We start from the raw sequence: 21,449 nt of genomic DNA, 5'->3' as shown, positions 1-21,449 counted from the left end.
TTTCTTTGTCCAATTCCAGCTTATTGACCAAATCTAATACATTCCAGAAACGAACTTTAAACCCATTGGTGGCCGCATTTACCCCTAAAGCCGTGGCTAAATGCGTTTTACCTGTACCAGGACCTCCTGTAAGTATCCCACCAAAACGGCCCATTCATTTTTAGAGGTCTTCCGACATACTGATTATGTCACCTGAGGAGATTGCTATGCGTAAGATCCGATTCACCGAGCACCAGATCATTGCCGTTCTGAAATCTGTAGAAGCTGGTCGAACCGTCAAAGATGTGTGTCGTGAGGCTGCTATTTCTGAAGCCAGCTATTACAACTGGAAGGCGAAATATGGCGGGATGGAAGCCGCTGATATCAAAAAGATCAAAGATCTTGAAGACGATAATCGTCGTCTGAAGCAGATGTTTGCCGATCTGAGTCTGGAATGCCGGGCGCTGAAAGACGTCATCGAAAAAAAGCTTTAAAACCAGCGATAAAGCGTGAGCTCGTCAACTATCTGACCACGCAATTTACGATGAGCATACGCCAGGCATGCAGGACGTTATCGCTAAGCAGGACGGTGTTTCGTTATCAACCGGATACGCGACGTGATGAAGCGGTGATCCAGAGGCTGACCGAGGTCGCTGAGCGCTATCCCCGCTACGGTTTTAATAAGCTTTTTCAGGTACTTCGCAGGCAGGGGCACGTCTGGAACCACAAGCGTGTCCACCGGATTTACTGTCTTCTCAAACTGAATTTTCGTCGTAAGGGTAAACAACGCCTGCCGGTACGCAATCCGGCTCCGCTGGCAACGCCGGAAGCACTCAACCAAAGTTGGTCGATTGATTTTATGCACGACGCGCTGACATGTGGCCGACGTTTTCGGACTTTCAACGTGGTGGATGATTTTAACCGTGAAGCTCTGGCGATAGAAATTGACCTGAATATCCCGGCGCAGCGTGTCGTGCGGGTGCTGGACAGGATAGTGGCAAACCGTGGATATCCGCTGAAGATGCGGATGGATAACGGGCCGGAACTGATATCACTGGCGCTGGCGCAATGGGCTGAAGACCATGGTGTGATGCTGGAATTTATCAAGCCGGGTAAGCCAACACAGAACGCGTTTATCGAACGTTTTAACAGGACGTACCGGACAGAAATACTGGATTTTTATCTGTTCAGAACCCTGAATGAAGCACGGGAAATCACAGAGCGTTGGCTGGCTGAATATAACAGCGAACGACCTCATGAATCCCTGAATAACCTGACGCCGGAAGAATATCGGCTGATGGCTGAGAAACCGGAAATCTCAAAAAGTGCCTGGAACTAAAGCTGGGATACTTACAATCATTGTGACATTATTGAAACAGGCAATGAATCATTTAGGTTCAAAAACTGGTCTTAAAGTGGCGCACTTTTAAAGCATAACTGTGGCTCACTTTTAGACCATAATTGACAGTTGTAAGCACTCTATTGGAAAGATGAAGCCCGCATAGCGGTACGGGCTTCTGATTCCGTGGATTAGCTTGATGGTTTAGACCGGCCATGGATACATTATTCGGTCTATTTTAAGGCGCCGCTATTATTTTCCTGGTTATTATTTATCAGCTTTTATGGTGTGAATCTCTGACTTATGCAAACGGAGGTTCTTTTCTTAAAATTTTATCAATAACATCTAATACGCCGGCGTCATTATTCGAACCGGCCTGATATTTCGCTATTTTTTTAATACGATCTGGCGCATTTGCCATTGCAAATCCAAAACCGGCATGTTGCAACATTTCAATATCATTACCCCCATCACCAAAAGTCACGACTTCTTCATCTTTCACACCCCATATATTTTGGAGTAATTTAATACCATTGGCCTTATGTACACCGGGTATGATCAGGTCAACGGAACCATGACCACTGGACACTGGGGTTACAATATCGCCTAATTCAGCCTCAATGAATGTCATAAAGTCAGCTAATTTCTCATCGGGCAAACTGATTGCAAACTTGAATGCGGGTTCTTCGATTTGGCTGAAGTTATCAACAATTTTAAGTCGATGGTAATATTGACTCATGGTGGTGTAGAAAGCATTATCAGATGAGCTCAGCATGCAAGCACCATCCTTTCCACAAACTATGATATCAAGATGAGGTATTGGTAAGATTGTTTTTAGCACTTTGTCACAGTTTTCATCCGGTAATGCGCCGCAAAAAATTTCTGTATTTTCATTGCTTACGTAGGCACCATTTTCAGCAACAAATGCGATTTCATCAGCGATATCGGGAAAGAATGAGATGAGCTGGTAATATTGATTGCCACTAGCAACAACAAATTTTATTCCATTATCTTTTAATCGAGAATATTGCGCGCTAAACCGTTTCCTATCAAAATTCATCTGGTCGTTAAGAAAGGTTCCATCCATATCAACGGCAACGATTTTAATACTCATTCTGTTTCCCTCTTTAACATATTGAAGATAGTAGTTTGATAGAAAATATCTTAGCGTTATTTATCTAAAAAAAAGCTAGCAAAGTTTGCTAGCTGGTAAAGTTACCATACTCAGTCACAATTTTTCTCTTTAGAGACATCTTTAAAAATAAGTTTCCGCTGTATCTATTTTTGATGCGGTTATTCGTCGCTGGTATATTTCAGCTTAAATGCCCCGACGGCAATAACAAGGAATGTCAGTGCCATCATGGTGAACGCGGTGTAAAGATCAGTTAAGTGGGCAATAAAACCAATCAGCGCTGGCCCGCCGAGAACACCGAAGTAACCCAGTGTTGCAACCATAGCAACAGACATATTGACCGGCATGACTTTTTCCTGGCCAGCCAGCGTTATCAGCACCGGAACAATATTGGCGGCCCCAACGCCGACCAGCGCGAAACCAAACAGTGTGAATTTCCAGTCGGGGATAATGACCGCAACCGCATAACCCATCATGGCTATGATACTGCTGAGAACCAGTACGCGTTTACGCCCCAAAAGGCTGACAACTTTATCGCCAGTGAAACGCATGATTGACATCGTTCCACCAAAAATTGCGAATCCCCAACCTGCATGTGTTATATCAAGGCCCCGATCATTTGTGAGAAAAACGCCGCTCCAATCTAATACTGCACCTTCCGCCATAAAACAAATCATGCACATCAATGCCATTAACACGAGTCGGAAATTGGGTCTTGGTTTTGTTATTGCTGGCCCAGTAGGTTCTTTATGATCTCCAAAGGGGATTAATTCATTGAAAACCGTTGCGGTAATAATAGCGATGACTGTAATGGCAATGAATGTCACTGGGAGAGGCATCAAGCCAAGCGTAAATAATGTTGCTCCACCACCGGCACCAGCAATTGAACCAACACTGAATAGGCAATGAAAACCTGACATTAATGGTTTATCAGATGATTGCTCAACCAGTGAGCCTTGGACATTGACCGCCACATCAGCCAGACCAATTCCTGCACCAAAGAAGAATAAACATAAAGCCATTAAAGGGAATTGATCAATGATTGCCAGGGGAGGCAGGAATATACAAGTTAGGGCGATACCTAATAACATGATATTTCTGCAACCAAAACGGCCGATAAGTCTCCCGGAGAAAAGCATGGCAAGTAGTGAGCCAGTTCCCAGGCAAAGTAGCAATAATCCTAGTGAGCCAGCATCAAAATGCAGACGATTTTGTGCGTAGGGTACGAGCGAAGCCCAAAGGCCCATAGCAAACCCAGCGACAAAGAATATTGCCCGTGTAGCGGAGCGTTTCGCATATGTATCCAGAGTGGCATCGAGTGTAGAGCTAGACATTCAGTAGTTACCTTTCTCTGGTGTGTGGTTGAAAAACGAGTTAGTTATGTAAAAGCACTTATTAAAAGACTTATATTAAGTCATAAAATATAATAGTGGCACTCAGGAAGTCAAGGACAATCTTGCCAAGGACAGTGTTTGCTCGCGGGAACTCAATTAAAGATAGAATGTGAGCACAGAGATGAGATTTTTAGTGTTAAGGTTGGCGTTCCAACAGCATTGGCGTGGGGCAGGGTTAGCGGTTAAAAACTCTAAAGTTATTGTAGGCATCAAGGGTATATTCTGATATGCCATTATGATAATCAGATTTTATACAATCGCGATAAACAAAATGAGGAATATGTTTGCTGTCAAACCTTTTTAATAACTCAATAGCTAGCGCATCAATACATGTTTGATTGATGTTATTACCTGATATAGCTATGGTGGCTGGATTAATAATTGCAATTAAAGATGACGTGATATGGATAAGTCTTTCAAACTCGGGGGTATGATGAATATGGGTATTTTCCCCAGTGATTAAATTGTCATAGAAGGGCAGTTTTGATACCTCCCCCGCAAATTGACTTGCCCCACGTAGCATTTTTCCAGAAATAACCATGCCACAACCTGCGCAATGTCTTGGGGGCATAAAAATGTAAGCTATAGGGTCATTTATATCGCGGCAGTCATTTCGATAGAAGCCAAATGCTGTATAATTCATATCATTGCCCACTTGGACAAAAATACCCAATTGAGTATTTAACCGCTCAGCAATATCCAACCCTTCTAAGTGGGTAATATCGCAAGTCAGGACTTTTCCATCGACGACAACGCCCGGGAGACCAAGGCCTAATGCTTTGATATTAGGATGTTTATCTATAACTTCTTGAATGTGGTTAATTAATATTTCCACTGTCAGGTTATTATAGATTTCATTATATTCTTGAATTTTTTTGCCATCGGCAGAGGTGAGATAAGATGAAATAACACCACTGTCATTTGTGCCTTCAGCATAGACACTTAATATACTAAAATAATTTGGGTTATATATATACCGTTTGGCTGGCCGGCCACCGCGTGATTCATCCAGAGATTCCTCGATAACTTCTCCTTCAGTGCACAATTCATTCAGTATTGTGCCACAGGTTGCTAAGCTTAACCCCGTTTGAGCGGATATATCACCTTTAGTTGCAGATACCAGTGATTTTAATGCACCAGTAACCAGCATGATGTTTTTTTTCTTCATCTGTCTGGTGGTATTAATCAGCACTGTAGTCATTTTTTTTACCCATAATTTAACTGGAAGAAATATAACATGTTCGTATTTATGAATAAATAATTATCATGGCCTTTACCGGATGTTACAGTGTTTGAAATGAGTGATAAGCCCCTTATGCGGGTTGAGAGATATTGGCAGCATTAGGTTTAAGTTAACTGCGATGGATGAGAATAATATATGACGAGTAAAAAAAGAGGGATGGGGTACATCGCCATCGTGGTTGATGATTACGATAAAGCGATTGAATATTATACTGAAAAATTGGGTTTCTTTTTGAGAGAGGATGAGCCGCAACCGGGGAAGCGCTGGGTATCGGTTTCACCAACAGAAGATAGCGAATGCTGTTTATTGTTGGCTCGTGCATCTAATGATTATCAAGCGACATTTATTGGCAATCAATGTGGTGGACGCGTCTTCCTTTTTCTTGAGACCGAAGACTTCTGGCGTGATTATCAATTAATGAAGTCGAAAGGGGTAACGTTCTGTGAGGAGCCGCGCAAAGAAGCCTATGGTATGGTTGTGGTTTTTGAAGATATCTACGGCAACCGCTGGGATCTCTACCAAAAATAGAACTAACATTGCCGATGAGAAAGTATAGCCCACATTATGCGGGCTGTAGAACCAGTCACTGACTAAAACCCTGATATTGGCAAATGGTACATTAACGGTAAAAACTGAAACGGTAAAAACTGACAGCACTAATAGTATGTGATAGGCAAAACATTGGTATAAGCGAAAGAGTAAAGATTTCGAAAATAGAGCTGCACTTATACCGATATTTATCTGCAAATCATCATATCTACCCCCCAAAGTAGCGTTCAGTATGATAGGAATAAAGCTATGTTAAAGATTATCTCGGTGAGAGATCACCCAGATTATAAAGATAAAGCTATCCATTATTTTCAGGATAAGTGGGCCACAGAAGAAACCCAAATGCTTTATCAAGACAGCATTACGCATTGTATTGGTGCCAAAAAACCGTTGCCACAATGGTATTTGATGGAGCTCAATACAGAGATTATTGGTTGTGCTGGACTGATTACTAATGATTTTATCAGCCGGATGGATCTGTACCCTTGGCTGTGCGCGCTCTATATTGAAGAGCACTTTCGCGGGCATGCTTATGGTGAGCTGCTGATAAAACATTTGGCTGAAGAGGCCAAAAAAATCGGTTTCGACGAATTACATTTATGCACGGACCATATTGGTTTCTATGAAAAATATGGTTTTACTTTTACCGGGATCGGCTATCACCCATGGGGTGAGTCTTCACGAATTTATTCTCTGTCACTGATTTAATTGGAGTAGTGAAAAGAGCAAAAGGAGATTGTTGTGAATATCAATAAGGTTACATTGCAACGGGTCTATGATGTTGAACCACCTTATCAGGCCAATACTTTCTTGGTTGACCGGTTATGGCCGCGTGGAATCAGTAAAGCACGCCTGGAAGGGGTTGTATGGCTAAAAGAGGTTGCGCCGGATAACGCATTACGGCAATGGTTTCATCAACATTTGGATTGGCCGGAATTTGTCATGCGCTATCAGACCCAACTTAATAACTCTTCGGCTTGGGAACCTTTGCTGGCGGTGTTGAAACAGCAACCGATCACGTTGCTATATGGCAATCGCGATGCACAAAATAATCAGGCAATAGTTTTGCGTGATTTTCTGCTCGATAAACTGTAGATCTTTAATTTTACTGACTATATGGAATCAATCAGTAGTGTACGTTTCATTATTTAATAGAGGTTTGATATTTATCTTAGCCGTGCTTGGGTTAAATTCAGTCCGTAGGTGTGTTTATCAAACTACGGACTGAATACCTTATTTAGCCTACTGATTTCTGTTCATACAACTCAGCAGATTGTATTGTTTTAGCTCCGGTTTCTTTGGCGGGCATATCTAAGTGTTCAGCGGCAACCTCTCGGGCGCGTTTACGTAAACTAAACCAGCCAATAACCAGTAATACAGCAATGACAGGCAACGTCGCAACGGTGTAGGTCCCATTCGGGTAGTCAAACGCCATCATGATTAATACACTGGCCAGGAACAGCAGGGTTAGCCAAGATGTCACGGGAGCGCCGGGCATCTTGAAGGCGACGGGTTTGGCTGTGCCATTCTTTATCGCCAGGCGTAACTTCATCTGACACACAATTATGAATGCCCATGAGCTAATAATCCCCAGCGAAGCAATATTCAAAACAATCTCAAATACCTGTGATGGGACGAGAAAGTTGAGCACGACACCAAAAACATAGATGCCGACAGTGACCAGTATCCCGGCATAAGGGACCGATTGGGGGCTCATTTTGGACATGAATTTTGGTGCTGAACCACCCATCGATAATGAACGTAGAATGCGGCCTGTAGAATACAGCCCCGAGTTCAGGCTGGAAAGAGCGGCGGATAGCACCACGATATTCATGATCGTTCCAATATAAGGAACGCCTAAGTTACTGAAAAATGTTACGAAGGGGCTTTGACCTGCTTGATAGGCATTCCAGGGCAGTAAACAGACCAACAGAACCACTGAGCCGACATAAAACAGACCAATCCGTAAAATCACACTATTAATAGCTTTGGGGAGCATTTTTTCAGGGTCTTTACACTCCCCGGCTGCAGTGCCAATTAACTCAATTCCGGCAAAAGCAAATATGACGCCCTGAACTAATACCAGCGCGGGGAGTAACCCGTGAGGGAAGAATCCGCCATTATCAGTGATCAGATGCATGCCGGATGGGTGCCCGCCAACACTTTGGCCGGTGCCAAGAAAGATAACCCCGACTATCAGGAACAGGGAAATGGCGGCGACTTTGATCAATGCGAACCAGAATTCCATTTCTGCAAACCATTTAACGCCAATCATATTCATGGTGGCGACAATTGACAGCGCGCCTAATGCAAATAGCCATTGAGGCACATCAGAGAAGGTCCCCCAATAATGCATATAGAGAGCAACGGCGGTAATATCGACGATCCCAGTCATTGCCCAGTTGAGAAAATACATCCATCCTGCAACATAGGATGCTTTTTCGCCGAGAAACTCACGAGCATAAGAAACAAAACTGCCACTGGAGGGGCGGTGTAAAATCAATTCGCCGAGGGCTCTGAGAATGAAAAACGAGAAAACCCCACAGACCAAATAGACCAATGCTAATGCAGGGCCAGCCATTTGCAAACGAGCACCGGTGCCCAGAAATAGGCCGGTACCAATAGAACCGCCGATTGCTATCATCTGTATATGACGTCGGCCCATACTTTTGTGATAGCCAGTATCATGAGAATCTAACCAGCGTTTTTTCGCGTCGTGATGGGTTTCTGCAGCGTGTTTTCCTGACATCATAGACATTCCCTATTTTCCTGTCTGTTGTGCAATCATCGTGAATGTATTACTGCAACCGATTGCTAAAGGTTAATGCATAAATAGCGTCTTAGCGCCTTCACTTGTTATGGCTTTTATCATGATTCTTGAATTATGGGAGGGCATGCTATCGTTTCTATCGTGATGAGGCAAAAAAATATTCACTTATAAATTATTTTTTTTGCGGTATTAACGAAGTCACTAATTGAATGGCTAAGGTTAATTTATAATCACACCATATGCTTTCGCATTAATACATTTAGTATGACTATTGGTTAATTTTAGAACAACACGTAACTGGTTGTTACGAAGATGAATGTGGGGAGCTGTTGTTTATTACAAATCTATTCTGTATATTTTTCATCGATACTATTTTGAACCTGATTTTATCTCTTACTACTATCACTTTGCATTAAATTGCCGTTGATCTTATTTAATGAAATTAGGGGGTGTTTTATAAAATAATGCTATTCATATGCAATATTTTTTCTTTGGGCACATGATTTATGGTTAGGAATAGGATTTATATGTATTTAAATTATGACCAATAAACTGGGTTATCAATAAGAGATCACTCTAGAGGTTGATAGCGTGCTGAGCAGGGAATGTGTGTGGGAGGGGCGGTAATCCATAGCACTTTAGGCTGCGTTCAGACTAACTGTCACAGGTGAATGGTTTCATTCATGCAAACCTAATTTTTAGGTCTAAACCAAGATTTCAATCTAGCTATCTTCAACTCAAAAAGCATAACAGATAAAATGGATTACATTCAAATTTTTTAATTACAAAACACCGAGTTAAGTTAATTAAAATAAACCTGTCGAGACGCTCTCAAATGCAGTAAGTATATCGGCATTGCTTGTTTTTTTACGCTGAGTGGAGTGGTATCTTAAGGTTGAGCATTTACATTCTATGTTTCTATTATTGATGTTGATAATAATTTCAAGTGGCAGGTTAAGCGGTTTTTCATAAATAGGTCGGTGATAAATATTAAGTATCATTAGCTGACTATAACATTCAATACGTTACCTCTTGTTCCTTAGGTGCTACCCAACAGTAGGTCTATAATGAAAAAAATAAATCAGGAAATTACTCTTTCTTCCGATAAAGAAATCGATATGGCGGATAAGGTTTCCATCAGAAAGTTTATCGCCAACTTAAACCAAATGAATATAAATACGATGCCCATGGCATTATTTATGACCATTTCGGCCATTGTATTTATTTCGGCTTATGCCAGTTACCTACCAAAGAATATGATTGGCGGCTTGGCTGTTATTATGACAATGGGCTTTGTGTTATCCCATATTGGTCGCCATATCCCAGTACTAAAAGACATAGGTGGCCCAGCTATATTGTGTCTGATGGTGCCCTCAGTGTTGGTCTACTTTGGTCTTTTCCAAACCAATACGCTGGATACGGTTCACTTGCTGATGAAAGAGGCGAATTTACTCTATTTTGTTATCGCCAGTCTGGTCGTGGGCAGTATTCTTGGCATGAATCGCGTGGTGCTCATTCAGGGAATGACGCGCATGTTTATTCCGCTGGTGGTGGGGACTATCACTGCCGTCGCAACCGGTTTGCTGGTGGGTAAATTATTTGGTTTCACCCTTTATCACACTTTCTTCTTTATTATTGTACCGATTATCGGTGGCGGCATTGGTGAAGGTATCTTGCCGTTGTCATTGGCTTATTCAGCGATTCTTGGACAAACTCCGGATGTATATGTAGCCCAGTTGGCTCCCGCCGCGGTAGTAGGAAACATTTTTGCCATTATCTGTGCCGGAGTGCTGGCTCGTATTGGCATGCGGCGCAAAGATCTGAATGGTGAGGGGATGTTAATTCGCTCAGCACAAGACAACGCGATATTTACCGCGCAAGAAGGGCCAAAACAGGCTGATTTTCAGTTGATGGGCGGCGGGTTATTAATGACTTGTGCGTTCTTCATTGTGGGGGGGTTATTTGAAAAGATTGTGCATATTCCTGGCCCGGTACTCATGATTTTAATTGCCGTGATGTGTAAATATGCGCAGGTTATCCCGTCGAAAATGGAGCAGGGCGCGCACAGTTGGTATAAGTTTGTTTCTACGACGTTGGTCTGGCCGTTAATGATTGGTCTGGGGATGCTGTATGTTCCGCTAGAAAGTGTGGTCGCCGTGTTCTCCGTTGGCTATGTTGTGGTCTGTGGTTCTGTTGTTTTATCAATGGCTGCAATCAGTTTCATTATTGCCCCTTATCTTAATATGTATCCCGTAGAGGCTTCCATTGTGACCAGTTGCCACAGCGGGCTAGGTGGGACAGGAGATGTTGCTATTCTTTCCGCCTCAAATCGGATGTCCTTGATGCCTTTTGCCCAGATAGCTACCCGTATTGGCGGTGCATCCACCGTAATTGGTGCCACATTGCTGTTAGGGTGGATAATTTAAATAAATACTGGGTAGTGATGGCATAACAAACGGCATCTTTTATTCGATGCCGTTTGTCATTGAGAATTGAGTTCTGCCTCGCGCTCAGGCTATTGGCAATACTGTTTTAAAACCTCCTGCTGGCTGGGCAAGAGTTTATAGAGATAAACCGGCCGCCCGGTTGCGCCATACAGCACTTTAGTGCTGAGAACTTCAGTATCGGAAAGGTAAATCAAGTACTTACGGCAAGAAACGCGTGAAATACCAATAGCGTTTGCCATCTGCTCCGTTGAGAATTCCCCATCTTGTACTTCCAGAATCCATTCACAGACAGTGCGTAGTGTTTGCGCTGTTAGCCCTTTGGGTAACTTTTTACGCTCAACAGGGGCGGCATTACTGCGCCGTAACAAGGAATCGACATCTTCTTGCGCGCAATACTCGCGCTGCCCTAGCAAACTCTGCTTTTCACGATAAGTCGACAGTGCTTCTTCAAAACGTGAGAATTGGAACGGCTTGATGAGGTAATCAACGACCCCGTATTGCAGTGCTTTTTTGATGGTATTCACATCAGTTGCAGATGAAATAACAATAACGTCGGTATGCTCGCTGAATTCACGTAAGACTGGCAGCAAGTCTAATCCATTGTCCTGGCGCATGAAAACATCCAACAGTACCAGGTGAATAGGCTGTTCTGCCGCCATTACGTGATTCCTGGCCTGCTGTAAACTGGAGACTGAACCGCAGCAATTGAAACCTGCTACCTGACTCAGGTAACACTTGTTCAGCTCAGCGACCATTGCGTCATCATCCACTATTAGTACATTAATCATGATTTACCGCGCTGATGTTGTTTGAAGAATTGTCACTAGAGGTCATATTATTTGAGGTCGCGTCGTAGGGAAGACTGATAAAGAATTGTGTAAAAACACCCGCTTCGGAATCGAACTCAATATTACCGCCAATACTTTCCAGGCTCTGGCGAACCAGGCTCAAACCGATGCCGTGTTCATTTCCTTTCGTGGAAAAGCCATTATCAAAAATACTGTCTTGCAGTTCGATTGCAATACCGGGCCCATCATCACTGACCACGCAATGTACTCGGCCATTTTGATAATGGAAGTTGACATTAATTTCACGTTGAGACTGGTTACCAATGGCTTCCATGGCGTTCTCAATCAGATTGCCCAAGACTGTAATTAAGGTGGTCGTTATTTGCTCATTATCGGTGTCGGGCAACAGGCTATCGTCACTGATGGATAACGTGATACCCAAGTCGCGTGCCCGATTAATTTTGCCTAGCAGGAAACCGGCAATAACCGGCGATTTTACTTTGCGCAGTAGAGAGCCAATTTCCGCCTGATAATTATTCGATGTTTTAACAATATAATCTTCAAGTTGCTGATAATACTTCATATGCAATAAACCCAATATCACATGGAGCTTATTCATAAATTCGTGTGACTGTGCTCGTAACGCATCGGCATAATGCACCATGCCCGTAAGGCGCTGCATCAATTGACTTACTTCGGTTTTATCGCGGAAAGTAGCGATTGCACCGATAATATCGCCTTTTACCATTACAGGAACGGTATTGGTCAGTAATATGCTGCCATTAAAGTTTATCTCTTCATCGCGTCGGGCAATCCCGGTTTCTAAGACTTGCTCTAAGTACAAACGCACTGGCCAATACTTGCTGGCGTTACTGAGTAATAAATTCTCCATCGGCCCACTTTGCTTAAATAAGCGCTTCGCCTCATGATTGACCACGGTGATGCGCGAGTTCGCATCAACTGCGATGACGCCTTCTTTAATGGATTGCAGCATGGCGTTACGCTGTTCAAATAAGTTGGATATCTCGTAGGGTTCAAAACCCAGCATAATCCTTTTCAGTGCTTTGACTAAAAACCAGGTGCCGAGGGAGCCAATTAGTGCTCCAAATAATATGGTCCAGGGAATAGTCCAGCGGGTTTCACTGACAACCGAGTCAATACTGGTCAGAGAAATCCCAATCGCGACAACGCCTATTTGTTTGCCGTGAGGCTCATAAACAGGAATGAAAATACGCAATGCTCTTTCCAGTACACCTCGGTTTATCGCGCTATTTTCTTTGCCTTGCAGCGCCGGTTCTAAATCATTACCGATAAAATGCTGCCCGATCATCTCAGGATTAGGATGCGAATAACGAATACCGTTCATGTCAGTCACAACAATAAATAGCAGGTTATTTGCTTTCTGAACTTGACTGGCATAGGCCTGAATTTGTTTCCCAGCTTCAGGGTCAGTTAATCCGTGAATGATGGTGGGTGAAAAAGAGAGAGACCGGGCGACGGCGACGGCTTTGTCTTGCAAACCCTCTTGCGTCATCTTACTGAGTTGAACGAAGAACAGCGTGTGAACCACCAATAACACGGAGATAATCACCGCAGAAACCATAAGGGTGATAGATGTACTGAGTCGTAACGGCACTTTTTGCTTTCCAGCCGTTGTTGCGTTGTTCATGTCATGCTCCAGAAACACCGGCCTGCGTTACCCTCAGACATCCAGATTAATGAGATGGGTGTTGTATTAATAGCTGCAAACAAAAAAAGGATGCAAATGAAATTACCCGGTAGTTTACGCCGTTTATTTATTAGGGCGCTAAGACTTAGGGTTACTTTAGCTACATAACGATTTATATAGTTATCAAATTTCCCTCATCAGTGGCGGCTGCATTCATGCCAAGAGGGGGAGAGGCTATTTATTGGTCAATCAGAATGCTGCACCGTTGGGGCGATAATTACCTCAATCTCTTTTGTGGCCAGTTCTTCATGGGCTGTAGAGGCCAAACCACCATCAGTAATCACGGCATCAAAGTCAGTAAGAGGTAAGGCTAAATAAGTGGCTATCTTGCCATATTTTGATGCATCAGCCAGCAGTACGCGCTTGCGGCTTACCTCACTAACTGCCCGTTTTACCACAACTTTATCTTCGTCCGGTGTTGATATGCCACGAGGTCCCCAGCAGGATGCTGAAATAAAAGCGATATCAATGGATAAATTTCGTAGCGCGCGGGCAGCCGCATCACCGACACAAGAACGGTTTTCGCGACACAGTGTGCCGCCGGAGTGGATCATTTTGCATTGGCAGGATTCAATCAGGAAATTAGCGATGACAAAGTCATTGGTGACCACCAATAAATCATCCCGAGCTTCCAACTGCCGAGCCAACGCCAGTGTGGTGGTTCCTGCATCAAGATAAATACAGCTATTACGCGGAATATGCAGCGCAGCCGCCAGACCAATGGCGTTTTTTTGGCTGCTGTACATGAGCGTTTTATCTTGATGAGAGGGCTCTGTCGCCAGTCGCTCAGTGGAACGTACGCCGCCTGAAACGGATAACACCGAACCTTGTTCTTCCAGTTTTTGCACGTCACGACGAATGGTCATGTGCGATACACCTAAACGTTCGGTCAGTTCAGCAATGCTGACGACGCCGCGCTCGGCAACCAGTGCCAGTATCTGTTGGTGACGTTCAACGGGTATCACGTTAGCTCCTTATGCAGTTTGCTCATGATATGGGCAATGGTAATTAATGTGATTATACGTCAGCAATTAGAAAATATTTCTCATTTTTTAACGCTAAGAATCACGTATTTACTCTTTTTATTCCTTATGATTTGCACGCAAGCCCCATTATTGATGTTAATTCATGTGATTTATGACCTTTTAATGTTAATTATTGTGATTGTGCTCGCAATAATACCGCAGCCCTCTGGTTACCATTAACATAATAAATCAAATTATCACCAAAATTAACATGGAGGAGTTATGGCTCACACAAGAATGCTATCAGTATCTGTTATTGGATCTGGTTTAATAAAAGAACAGGAGAATATCTGATGCGATTAGGCGTTATTGCCGATGATTTTACCGGTGCTACGGATATTGCCAGTTTTTTGGTGGAAAATGGCATGTCGACAGTGCAAGTCACTGGCATACCTAAAGCGGATTATCAGGTGCAGGCAGAGGCTGTTGTGGTCAGTCTGAAATCGCGCTCTTGTGCAGTCGAGAAGGCGGTGACGGAATCTTTAGCGGCTTTGGCATGGTTACAAAACCAGGGCTGTACACAATTCTATTTTAAATACTGTTCGACGTTTGATAGCACCGCGCAAGGTAACATTGGCCCAGTGACTGACGCCTTAATGGATGCTCTCGGCCAGCAACAAACTGTCATCTGCCCCGCGCTGCCAATCAATGGGCGCACCGTATATCAGGGGCATTTATTTGTTATGGGGCAATTATTGTCTGAGTCAGGGATGCGCCATCATCCGGTGACCCCAATGACCGACAGTAACCTCCTGCGCTTAATGGATGCGCAGAGTCGTGGCACGAGTGGTTTGATTAACAGTGCGGTGATGGATCAAGGCGCTGACGCTATAACATCACAGTTGCGCAGTTTGAAAGATAAAGGCATTCGCTATGTGGTACTGGATACCTTAAACGAGAACCACTTACTGACACAGGCTGAAGCGGTGCGCGATATGGTGTTGGTGACCGGGGGCTCAGGTTTAGCCATCGGCCTGGCGCAGCAGTGGATGAAAGGGGTTCAACATCACTTGCCAGCGACGTTTGCCGGAACCCCACAAGGCAAGTTATGTGTAGTGTTATCAGGTTCTTGCTCAGCAATGACCCATCGGCAGGTCGCTCGATATGTTCAACAAGCCCCAGCTCAGTCAATTGATATAACCCGTTGTCTAAATGAACCTGAATCCTATGCCAAAGAGCTCTGTACCTGGGTGATGGAGAATATCTCTGGGCCGTTGGCTCCGTTACTGTACGCCACATCTGAACCTGAGGTCATACAGAGTATCCAGCGGCAGTGGGGCGCGGCTGCCAGTAGTGAGGCGGTTGAACATCTGTTCGGGACTTTAGCACGAAGTTTGCAACTGCAAGGTGTTCAACGTTTCATCGTGGCTGGCGGCGAAACCTCCGGTATTGTCGCCCAATCATTAGGTATTCAAGCTTTTCATATTGGGCCAGCCATCTCACCTGGGGTTCCTTGGGTAAAATCGACCGACCATCCCATTTCATTAGCGTTGAAGTCGGGTAATTTTGGTGATGAAAACTTTTTTGCCAGAGCACAAACGGAGTTCGCAGTATGAATGAGCAGCAGGCGCGAGAAGATATGGTCAAGTTGGGAGCCTCCTTTTTCCAACGAGGTTACGCCACCGGCTCAGCCGGAAATCTGTCATTGAAATTGGCTGACGGCACATTGTTAGCAACACCAACGGGCTCCTGTTTAGGTGAGCTAAATGCCGAGCGGCTATCAAAGGTCAGTTTAGAGGGGGAGTGGATTTCCGGTGATAAACCCTCAAAAGAGATCAGTTTTCATCGTGCAATCTATCTTAATAATCCTGAGTGTGAAGCCATCGTTCACTTGCATTGCCTTTATTTAACAGCACTTTCTTGCTTGCAAGGTCTTGATTGTCATAATGCCATTAAGCCCTTTACACCTTATGTGGTGATGCGGGTCGGCGATGTTCCTGTGGTGCCATATTACCGTCCGGGAGACACTCGGTTAGGGGAGGCGTTGGCGAGATTAGCTCCGCAGTATCGTGCTTTTTTGTTGGCAAATCACGGCCCGGTAGTGGTAGGGAAAAGTTTGCGAGAAGCGGCAGATAATATGGAAGAATTAGAGGAAACTGCGCGCTTAATATTTACCCTGGGTGACCGACCTATTCGATATCTAACCGATGACGAAATCGCCGAATTAAGGAGTTAAAAATGCTTAAGTTTGCGGCTAATTTATCCATGATGTTTACGGAGGTACCTTTCCTTGAGCGCTTTAAGGCAGCTAAAAATGCGGGTTTCAGTGGTGTGGAGTTTTTATTTCCCTACGATTATCCAGCAGACCAATTAGCAGCGCAGCTGAAAGATCAAGGTTTACAACAGGTGCTGTTTAATACCTCTCCCGGCGATATTCATGCTGGTGAGTGGGGGTTAGCGGCGTTGCCGGGCCGAGAAAAAGAAGCTCGCCGTGATATTGATTTGGCTTTGGAATATGCACTGGCATTAGATTGCCCATCTATCCATATCATGGCTGGAGTCGTGCCTGTGGGCGCAGGTCGGCAAGATTATCAACAGGTATTTATCGACAATGTGCGTTATGCCGCTGACCGGTTTGCCGAACATAATATTAATGCCATGATTGAAGCATTAAATCCGAAGATAAAACCCCATTATCTGTTCTCCAGTCAATATCAAACCTTGGAATTGCTTAATATCATCGACCGCCCCAATGTATTTACACAGTTGGATCTATTCCACGCACAGATAGTGGACGGTAATCTCAGCCATTTAATTACGTCTTTCGCGGGGCGCTATGGGCATATTCAGATTGCATCAGTACCGGAACGCCATGAACCCGATGAAGGTGAAATTAATTATGCCTACTTATTTGGACTACTGGATGAGATTAACTACAAGGGGTGGATTGGTTGTGAATATCACCCGCGGGCAAGTACCGTGGCAGGGCTGAATTGGATACAACCCTATTTATCATAAGTATTAATATGCCGGTCGGCCCTGAGTCTCGCAATTCAATGTTTGGCGTTTATTAAAGGGCTGTTTACCGATACTATAATACTATTATGTCGGATTAATACGACATAACATGTTTATCTGCTGTTTGTCATTATCTTACTCCCCGGAAAACCTTCCTGCTTTATCGTTATTACGATGATATTGCAACAGTTCTGATAACTTTTCTCTGTAAAAACATAATTAAACTATTCAAAAACAACTGATATACAGTTTTCTAAACCTAGGATATCTTACTCTAAGAATTTCATGAGTAATTCATAAATCCAAAGGTTAAAAAAGCACAAAGCATAATTACTATTTCATATAAATTAAAACGTATAAGTATTTCTGTCGCTTAAAATAAGCCTTACAGGCAAAAGAAAGACAGAAATATAAACAGAAGTTAAACGGGAGGTAAATATATGCCTACAGATGATAGCAAAAATGGAATTATCGACTACGTATCTACCGGGCATCTGCCGGACCCAGATACCGTGGTTAAATTGGTGCAAGAAGCCCACAAACGGTTTAGCACTGATAATGAAGGTGTCGTTTCGACGGTTTATCCTGCATTAGAACGTATCCCTCCTGAATTATTTGGCGTCTGCATGGTTGGCACTAACGGTAAAGTGCATTCAGCCGGGGATGTAGACTATGAATTTACCATCATGAGTGTCTCCAAACCTTTTGTTTTTGCCTTGGTCTGCCAGGCCATAGGGGCGAAAGTCGCCCGTGAAAAGCTGGGTGTTAACAGTACAGGTATGGCATTTAACTCAGTGACTGCCATTGAGCGGGCACCTGATGGCCGCACTAACCCGATGGTGAACTCCGGAGCTATTGCCACGACCAGCCTGGTACCTGGTGCCACCAGTGATGAGCAGTGGAAATTCATTTATGACGGTTTGTGCCGTTTTGCTGGACGTAAACTGACCCTTAATGAAGAAGTGTATCAATCCGCCTGTGAAACCAATTTCCGTAACCGTGGCATCGCCAATGTGTTGGAAGGTTATGGCCGTCTGGGGTGTGATCCTCTTATCGCAACCGATCTCTATACACGCCAATGTTCACTGAATGTCAGTGCCCGGGATTTGGCTGTCATGGGTGCGACACTGGCAGACGGGGGGGTTAACCCACTGACTCGCGAGCGGGTGGTCGATAATGATGTTTGTCATTACGCCTTGGCAGTCATGGTCACAGCAGGGTTGTACGAAACCTCTGGGGACTGGCTTTATGATATCGGCCTTCCTGGAAAAAGCGGTATTGGTGGCGGTATTGTGACAGTGTCACCAGGTAAAGGCGGCTTGGGGACTTTTGCACCGTTACTGGATAGCGCAGGTAACAGTGTTAAAGGTCAACTGGCCGCCCGGTTCTTATCACGTAGTCTTGGGATGGACATGTTTGTTTCTGAGCCTTACACCGAAAAGAGTTGAGCCGTGAGAGTCAGGTAAAGCTCAAAAAACCGGTCATGTGGCGACAAACGCGCTTTGTAAAACCGGATTGAGTTTAAACAATATTGTTTTTCAAAAGGATAGAGATATTTATGGCGAATCAATCAACTCACCGCGCAGGTGCGGAAGTTAAAGAGTCTTGGGTGCCGATGATAACCATCGCATTGGCCCAGATTCTGATGTCATTTAACGTGGCCTCCCTGCCGGTAGCGTTAGGCGGAATGGTAAAAAGCTTTAATGTGCCACCAACGACCATTGCAACCGCAATCGTGATGTACTCACTGTCTGTTGCCGGTTTCGTGATGTTGGGTGCCAAACTCAACCAGCGCTTCGGGCCGCTGGTGGTATTCCGCAGTACCGTTCTGTTGTTTGGTGTCGCGCAGGTCATGATGACATTCAGCCCGAATGTCACTGTAATGATCAGTGCTCAGGCATTAAGTGGTCTGGCGGGTGCCGCGTTGGTTCCTGCTCTGGTGGCCTTGATTGCTGAAAACTACCGCGGTACGCAACAGGCTACGGCGCTCGGTGCGTTAGGCTCAGCGCGTGCCGGTGCCGGTGTGGCAGCATTCCTGATTGGTGGCGTTCTGGGGACATATATCGGCTGGCGTCCAGCGTTCGGCATCTTGATTGTGTTGTCTGCCATCATCTTTGTGTTGAGCTTCCGTTTGAAGTCTGACCAAGGCCGCCCGGAAGTTGGCATTGATATATTCGGTGTCATTTTGGCGGCGTCGGCGATTATCCTGCTGTCATTTGGCTTTAACAACCTGAACCGTTGGGGCTTCGGTCTGGTTCGTGATGGTGCGCCATTCGATCTGCTGGGCTTCTCTCCCGCACCTTTCATGATTGTACTGGGTATTGTGTTGGGTCAGGCGTTTGTCGTCTGGACTCGCCGTCGTCAAGAACAAGGTAAAACACCTTTATTGGCATTGGAAGTACTGAACTCCCCCACAGAGAAAGCGGCTGTATTTGCCATGTTCGCTGTGGTGGCGCTGGAAGCTATGCTGAACTTTTCCGTTCCGCTGTATATCCAGATAGTGCAGGGTAGCACCCCAATGGCGACGGCGATTGCTATGATGCCATTCAACTTATCGGTGTTCTTCTCCGCGATGCTGATTGTTCGTTTCTATAAGAAACTGACACCGCGTAAGATTGGCCGTTATGGTTTCATCACCTGTACCATTGCGCTGTTGTGGCTGGCATTTGTGGTGCGCAATAACTGGAGTGAATTCGCTGTACTGTTTGGTTTAGTAGTATTTGGTTTGGCTCAGGGTGCATTAGTGACTTTACTGTTCAACGTATTGGTCAGTGCCTCACCGAAAGAACTGGCCGGTGATGTCGGCTCCTTACGTGGTACCACGAATAACCTGGCAAATGCTATCGGTACTGCTGTTGCCGGTGCATTGCTGGTCGGTTTGCTCAGTGCCAACGTGATACGCGGTGTGGCTGAAACGCCGATTCTGACGCCAGAAATTCAGGCGCAAGTGAATATGGACAGCATCAACTTCGTGAGTAATGACCGCCTGCAAGGAATATTGGCGCAAACCTCGGCGACACCTGAGCAGGTCGCGCAAGCGGTGCGAGTCAATGAAGAAGCCCGTCTTCGTTCGCTGAAGTTTGGTTTATTGATTATGGCATTGTTATCACTGCTGGCCATCTTCCCGGCGGGGCGTTTACCTAATTATCTGCCAGGGGAATTACCTGCGGATAATCTGGTTAAAAAAACCGCTAAGTAAGCCGAGTTATCATCGGCAGTAAAAGAAACTGACCATTTATTATGAACTGACCATTTATTATGAACTGACAGTGTGCCGCGAATACGGCCCTGTCAGTTTTTTTTAGCCAAAACACTCACTCAATCATGTCGTTTTTATCTCAGCACTGTAATGGCAGAAAACTGCAAATGATGCATAAATTCGCGTAAAATCAGCAAACGTGCAGCAAATTCATTATCTGCGGGAATTCCTTCCGATGCAGCTGGTCTACCCATCATGACGGCTGCCAGTCGGTCAAACATCCGCTCAACAGACTCGAGTGACATAACAATTTCCGCTTGCGTGGGTAAGCCCGCAAGATGTGCAATTTCAGCAATATAACCATCGGTGGTAATCAATTGTGAGGTTTTATTCACCGCAGGGCTGATGCGAATAACTTCATCTTCCACCACCATAATGGCGGTTTCCATCTCATCTGGCGTGGGGGGATTATGTTTGAAATAACGCAAAGCAACATTATTAGATCCAACAGTAAGACGCTGTTCAGCGAAGACCATGCCAGAGCTATCCGTGACCACAGTTGTCGATTCATGGCCGACAGATAGCAGCGTTATTAAAGAATTATCACCGATAATTGCGCGAACCTGTTCATATTCCGTTTGAAGGTGACTCATCACCAAACCGCCTTATTCATTGCGGTTACTCGCTCTAATCTTGCGAGGCATTCCGCATTTTTAAACAAAAATTCAAAAGACTAAATATATTTTGATACGGATCAAGACACATTTCCATTGTTTAGTGTTAATGTTAATAAATCTCATTATCAACTTCATGTGCGTCACTCATTATGCGAATTTGGCACAAACTTTTCCTGCTTTGCTGCTGTTGGTGGCTATCCAGCTCTTTAGCCTGGGCGAC

Annotated in this window: 18 protein-coding genes and 1 pseudogene; 10 read left to right on the top strand and 9 right to left on the bottom strand. The window is 44.6% G+C overall.

Annotated features, from left to right (window positions below; all coding sequences use genetic code 11):
• Positions 1-136 (bottom strand): annotated as a pseudogene (locus ACNSO8_RS14570) (ATP-binding protein); the annotation flags it as partial.
• Between the two features lie 70 nt (positions 137-206).
• Between ACNSO8_RS14570 and ACNSO8_RS14565 the strand changes: the two are divergent.
• A protein-coding gene (locus tag ACNSO8_RS14565) for an IS3 family transposase (protein WP_418395059.1) occupies positions 207-1,318 on the top strand; the annotation gives its coding sequence in 2 pieces (ribosomal slippage) (positions 207-468 and positions 468-1,318; 1,113 coding nt in all).
• 301 nt (positions 1,319-1,619) lie between these two features.
• Here ACNSO8_RS14565 and ACNSO8_RS14560 read toward each other — a convergent pair.
• The 3 genes from ACNSO8_RS14560 to ACNSO8_RS14550 all read right to left on the bottom strand — a co-directional run bounded on the left by ACNSO8_RS14560 (position 1,620) and on the right by ACNSO8_RS14550 (position 5,045).
• Positions 1,620-2,432 (bottom strand): Cof-type HAD-IIB family hydrolase, encoded by an 813-nt coding sequence (locus ACNSO8_RS14560; protein ID WP_418395058.1) that lies wholly within the window; start codon positions 2,430-2,432, stop codon positions 1,620-1,622.
• A 179-nt stretch (positions 2,433-2,611) separates the two neighbouring features.
• The gene (locus tag ACNSO8_RS14555; RefSeq protein ID WP_418395057.1) at positions 2,612-3,784 is read right to left on the bottom strand and encodes an MFS transporter; all 1,173 of its coding nucleotides are present in this window, start codon (positions 3,782-3,784) and stop codon (positions 2,612-2,614) included.
• A gap of 235 nt (positions 3,785-4,019) precedes the next feature.
• Positions 4,020-5,045, bottom strand: a complete 1,026-nt coding sequence (locus ACNSO8_RS14550; RefSeq protein WP_418395056.1) for an ROK family protein — start codon at positions 5,043-5,045, stop codon at positions 4,020-4,022.
• 177 nt (positions 5,046-5,222) lie between these two features.
• Between ACNSO8_RS14550 and ACNSO8_RS14545 the strand changes: the two genes are divergently transcribed.
• From ACNSO8_RS14545 to ACNSO8_RS14535, 3 genes are all read left to right on the top strand, one after another.
• On the top strand, positions 5,223-5,615 hold the full coding sequence (locus ACNSO8_RS14545) for a VOC family protein (RefSeq protein ID WP_418395055.1): 393 nt from the start codon (positions 5,223-5,225) through the stop codon (positions 5,613-5,615).
• A gap of 270 nt (positions 5,616-5,885) precedes the next feature.
• Positions 5,886-6,344 carry a GNAT family N-acetyltransferase gene (locus ACNSO8_RS14540; RefSeq protein WP_418395054.1) on the top strand — a complete coding sequence of 153 codons (459 nt, stop codon included), beginning with the start codon at positions 5,886-5,888 and terminating at the stop codon, positions 6,342-6,344.
• Positions 6,345-6,377: 33 nt separating this feature from the next.
• Positions 6,378-6,731, top strand: coding sequence for a DUF488 domain-containing protein (locus ACNSO8_RS14535; protein WP_418395053.1), 354 nt, complete (start codon positions 6,378-6,380; stop codon positions 6,729-6,731).
• A 142-nt stretch (positions 6,732-6,873) separates the two neighbouring features.
• Here ACNSO8_RS14535 and ansP read toward each other — a convergent pair whose 3' ends face one another.
• A complete protein-coding gene (ansP, locus tag ACNSO8_RS14530) occupies positions 6,874-8,388 on the bottom strand; it encodes an L-asparagine permease (RefSeq protein WP_418395060.1) in 1,515 nt (504 codons plus the stop codon).
• Positions 8,389-9,473: 1,085 nt separating this feature from the next.
• Between ansP and ACNSO8_RS14525 the strand changes: the two genes are divergently transcribed.
• Positions 9,474-10,832, top strand: coding sequence for a 2-hydroxycarboxylate transporter family protein (locus tag ACNSO8_RS14525; protein WP_418395052.1), 1,359 nt, complete (start codon positions 9,474-9,476; stop codon positions 10,830-10,832).
• 89 nt (positions 10,833-10,921) lie between these two features.
• Here ACNSO8_RS14525 and dcuR read toward each other — a convergent pair whose 3' ends face one another.
• From dcuR to ygbI, 3 genes are all read right to left on the bottom strand, one after another.
• The gene (gene dcuR / locus ACNSO8_RS14520; RefSeq protein WP_418395051.1) at positions 10,922-11,641 is read right to left on the bottom strand and encodes a two-component system response regulator DcuR; all 720 of its coding nucleotides are present in this window, start codon (positions 11,639-11,641) and stop codon (positions 10,922-10,924) included.
• On the bottom strand, positions 11,634-13,310 hold the full coding sequence (locus ACNSO8_RS14515; protein WP_418395050.1) for a sensor histidine kinase: 1,677 nt from the start codon (positions 13,308-13,310) through the stop codon (positions 11,634-11,636). The genes dcuR and ACNSO8_RS14515 overlap by 8 nt, the downstream gene beginning before the upstream one ends.
• A gap of 245 nt (positions 13,311-13,555) precedes the next feature.
• On the bottom strand, positions 13,556-14,335 hold the full coding sequence (gene ygbI / locus ACNSO8_RS14510; RefSeq protein WP_418395049.1) for a DNA-binding transcriptional repressor YgbI: 780 nt from the start codon (positions 14,333-14,335) through the stop codon (positions 13,556-13,558).
• Positions 14,336-14,688: 353 nt separating this feature from the next.
• Between ygbI and otnK the strand changes: the two genes are divergently transcribed.
• The 5 genes from otnK to ACNSO8_RS14485 all read left to right on the top strand — a co-directional run bounded on the left by otnK (position 14,689) and on the right by ACNSO8_RS14485 (position 20,552).
• Entirely contained in the window at positions 14,689-15,951 is a 1,263-nt protein-coding gene (gene otnK, locus ACNSO8_RS14505; protein ID WP_418395048.1) for a 3-oxo-tetronate kinase, read from the top strand.
• A complete protein-coding gene (locus ACNSO8_RS14500) occupies positions 15,948-16,571 on the top strand; it encodes an aldolase (protein WP_418395047.1) in 624 nt (207 codons plus the stop codon). Before otnK ends, ACNSO8_RS14500 begins: the two co-directional genes overlap by 4 nt.
• Positions 16,572-16,573: 2 nt before the next feature.
• Entirely contained in the window at positions 16,574-17,353 is a 780-nt protein-coding gene (locus ACNSO8_RS14495) for an HPr family phosphocarrier protein (RefSeq protein ID WP_418395046.1), read from the top strand.
• Between the two features lie 440 nt (positions 17,354-17,793).
• Complete coding sequence (gene glsA / locus ACNSO8_RS14490) at positions 17,794-18,801, top strand: glutaminase A (protein ID WP_418395045.1); 1,008 nt, start codon at positions 17,794-17,796, stop codon at positions 18,799-18,801.
• Between the two features lie 110 nt (positions 18,802-18,911).
• Positions 18,912-20,552: an MFS transporter gene (locus ACNSO8_RS14485; RefSeq protein ID WP_418395044.1), complete on the top strand. Its 1,641-nt coding sequence runs from the start codon at positions 18,912-18,914 to the stop codon at positions 20,550-20,552.
• Positions 20,553-20,686: 134 nt separating this feature from the next.
• Here ACNSO8_RS14485 and ACNSO8_RS14480 read toward each other — a convergent pair whose 3' ends face one another.
• Entirely contained in the window at positions 20,687-21,205 is a 519-nt protein-coding gene (locus ACNSO8_RS14480) for a hypothetical protein (RefSeq protein WP_418395043.1), read from the bottom strand.
• Between the last annotated feature and the right edge of the window lie 244 nt (positions 21,206-21,449).

This window comes from Yersinia sp. LJYL362, from assembly GCF_048323875.1.
The sequence above is the reverse complement of the archived record's forward strand: the minus strand, read 5'-3'. Positions and strand labels throughout refer to the sequence as shown.